Source organism: Trabulsiella guamensis ATCC 49490 (assembly GCF_000734965.1).
Classification (GTDB): Bacteria; Pseudomonadota; Gammaproteobacteria; order Enterobacterales; family Enterobacteriaceae; genus Trabulsiella; species Trabulsiella guamensis.
In genome coordinates, this window is sequence record NZ_JMTB01000038.1 from 1 (window position 1) to 3,197 (window position 3,197).

Genomic DNA, 3,197 nt, shown 5'->3' on the forward strand with positions numbered 1-3,197 from the left:
GGAAATAAACGCCGTTGAACCGTCGCAAAGTCCTGCTGCTGGTCGTTCTGTTGGCCTGTATCGCTGCGGGGATCGCCCTGATGCCCCGCAGCCTGCTATCCCTTAATGCGCTGCAGCACTCCCACGCCGCCCTTGCCGAAGGGTTGAGCCGGCATCCGCTGGCGGGCGTGGCGCTCTATTTTTTGCTCTACGTGCTGGTCTCGGCGTTATCGATTCCCGGCGCGGCCCTGTTGACGCTGCTCGGTGGTTCGCTCTTTCCCTTCTGGCTGGCGCTCATCGTCGTTTCTTTTGCCTCCACCGCAGGCGCGACGCTGGCAATGCTGGCCAGCCGTTATCTGCTGGCTGACGGCGTTACGCAGCGCTTTCCGGGGCAGATGAATACAATCAATGCGGGCATGGCGCGCGACGGGGCATTTTATCTTTTCGCCCTGCGCCTGATGCCGCTGTTTCCCTTTTTTCTGGTCAACCTGCTGACCGGAGTGACGCGCATTGGCGTGGCCCGTTACTGGTGGGTCAGCCAGCTCGGCATGCTCCCCGCCACGGTGGTGTATGTAAATGCCGGGCGACAACTCGGACAACTGAATACGTTACAGGATATTCTCTCTCCCGCGATGCTGTTGGCCTTCGCGCTGATCGGCCTGTTGCCGCTGATCTCCCGCAAGCTGATGGCGCGCTTTATTCAACAGTAAGGATGCATTATGCGCCGTGTGCGTTATTGTCTCTTCTCCCTCGGTCTGCTGTTGGCAGGCCATTCACTGGCTGCCAACAACTGGCAGGCTGTCAAACAAGAAGCACAGGGCCAGACGGTCTGGTTCAACGCGTGGGGCGGTGATCCTGCGGTTAACCGCTACCTCGACTGGGTGCGTGGCGAAGTAAAGCGCGATTACGCCATTGATCTGCGCATTGTGCCGATTGCTGATGCGGCGGACAGCGTCAAACGCATTCAGGCCGAAGCGCAGGCGGGACGCAAAACTCGCGGTTCCGTCGATTTGTTGTGGGTGAATGGCGAAAACTTCCGCACGCTGAAAGAGGCTGGTCTGGTGCGTACCGGTTGGGCAGAAACGCTGCCGAACTGGCGCTATGTCGACACGAAAAAACCTGTGCGTGAAGATTTCTCGGTGCCGGTGGAAGGTGCGGAATCACCCTGGGGCAGTGCGCAACTGACTTTTATCGCCCGGCAGGGGGAAACCCCGACGCCACCTGATTCCCCTGCTGCACTGTTGCAGTTTGCCGCTGAGCACCCTGGCACGGTGACATATCCCCGTCCACCCGACTTTACCGCGACTGCGTTTCTCGAACAGTTGCTGATAGCACTGACCGACGATCCCGCCGCACTGAAAAAGCCTCCGCAGCCTGCGACGTTCGCACGTGTGACGGCGTCACTTTGGGCTTATCTCGACAAACTCCATCCGTATTTATGGCGTGACGGCCGCGATTTCCCGGCCTCGCCCGCACGAACGGATCAGATGCTGGCGCAAGGCACGCTCCGGCTTTCACTTGCCTTCAACCCCATGCATGCACAGCAGAAAATCGCCAGCGGCGAGCTGCCGAAGGACAGCTACAGTTTTGGCTTTCGTGACGGCATGATTGGCAACGTGCATTTTGTGACTATCCCCAAAAACACCAGTGCGGCGGCAGGTGCGCAGGTGGTGGCGAATTTCCTGCTGTCGCCGGAGGCGCAGTTACGAAAATCCGACCCGGCGATCTGGGGCGATCCTTCGGTACTCGACCCACAAAAATTGCCGCAAGCACAGCGTAAGGTGCTGGCGTCTCGCCTGCCGCCACATGCGCCGCCGGTGCTGGCAGAGCCGCATGCGCTGTGGGTGAATGCGCTGGAGCAGGAATGGCTACGCCGTTACGGTACGCACTGACGCTGCTGGTCGTCGGGGTTATGGCGGCCATCTATGCGCCGCTGCTGCCTGCGCTGAAGCTGATGGCGGAACCTGCGCTGTCGCCTGACCACTGGCAGGCACTGTTCGCTGACACGCAACTCTGGCAGGCGCTCGCCGCCACGCTGGTCTCAACGGGGATTGCGGTTTTCGGCGCGCTTGCGCTGGCCCTGACCGCCATCGCCGTACGCTGGCCGGGGAAGCGCTGGCAAACGCTGGTTTCACGCCTGCCGTTGCTGCTGGCGGTGCCGCATGTTGCCTTTGCCACCAGCGCCTTGCTGCTGTTTGCCGAAGGCGGCTGGCTGTTTCAGGTCTGCCGTATCTGCGTTCCGCTGGTTGATCACTATGGCGTCGGGCTGGGGCTGACGCTGGCGGTCAAAGAGAGCGGGTTTATTCTCTGGGCGATGTACGGCGTTCTCGGCGAAACCCGGCTGGCGCAGCAAACGCTGGTACTGAAAAGCCAGGGTTACAGCTGCTGGCAGTGTTTGTGGTATCTGATCCTGCCAGCCATCGCCCCCGCGCTCGGGCTGGTGCTCGTCGCCACCACCGCCTGGACGCTGTCAGCGGTAGATGTGGCATTGATTTTAGGGCCGGGTAACCCACCGACGCTGGCGGTACTCGCCTGGACATGGCTCAACCAGGGCTCTCCATCGCAACAGGCAAAAGGCGCGCTGGCATGCCTGATTCTGCTGTTATTGCTGGTTGCGTTTCTCTTATTGGGCCGGGGTTTCTGGCGACTCTGGCAACGCGGGGTACCTGATTTTCACGGTCACCGCCACCCGTGCCAGGTGATCTCGCCGGGTCGCGGTCTCACCGCCCTGCTTCCGTTCAGCGGTCTGCTGTGCGCGCTGGTATTACTGTTGCTTGCACAATTCCCGCCTCCCTGACAACGAGAGTCTGCAGAACAGCCTTACCCTCGCGACGCTGACAGCACTGACAGGCGCAGTGTTGTGCCTGCTGTGGCTGGAATGGGGACTGGCGCGTCTTACGCCATTACTCTGGCTGCCACTACTTTTGCCAGCGCTGCCGCTGGTGGCCGGGCAATATCATCTCACGCTAAGCGCCTGGCTCGACGGCACAATCTTCGCGGTATTCTGGGGGCATCTGCTGTGGGTGATCCCGTGGATGCTGTTTGTTCTGCGCCCGGCGTGGCAGCGCATTGACCCGCGTCTGTTGCTGATCGCCCGTACACTCGGCTGGCCGCAGGGGAAAATTTTTCTGTGGATTAAATGCCCGCTGTTGCTGCGCACGTTACTTGCCGCACTGGCGGTAGGTTTCTCAGTCAGCATTGCTCAATATTTACCGACC

2 protein-coding genes and 1 pseudogene are annotated in these 3,197 nt (G+C 60.8%); all 3 read left to right on the top strand.

The features are described 5' to 3' along the window. Nucleotides 1-14: 14 nt before the first annotated feature. Nucleotides 15-689, top strand: a complete 675-nt coding sequence (locus GTGU_RS03910) for a TVP38/TMEM64 family protein (RefSeq protein WP_038154382.1) — start codon at nt 15-17, stop codon at nt 687-689. Nucleotides 690-698: 9 nt separating this feature from the next. Further along, nucleotides 699-1,871 (top strand): ABC transporter substrate-binding protein, encoded by a 1,173-nt coding sequence (locus GTGU_RS03915; protein ID WP_038154383.1) that lies wholly within the window; start codon nt 699-701, stop codon nt 1,869-1,871. Beyond that, nucleotides 1,844-3,197: pseudogene (locus GTGU_RS03920) on the top strand (ABC transporter permease family protein); the annotation flags it as partial. The gene GTGU_RS03915 and the pseudogene GTGU_RS03920, both read left to right, overlap by 28 nt.

Bases quoted from the DNA above. Each gene is read 5' to 3' on its own strand.
- GTGU_RS03915 (WP_038154383.1), top strand. From the start codon at position 699: ATGCGCCGTGTGCGTTATTGTCTCTTCTCCCTCGGTCTGCTGTTGGCA.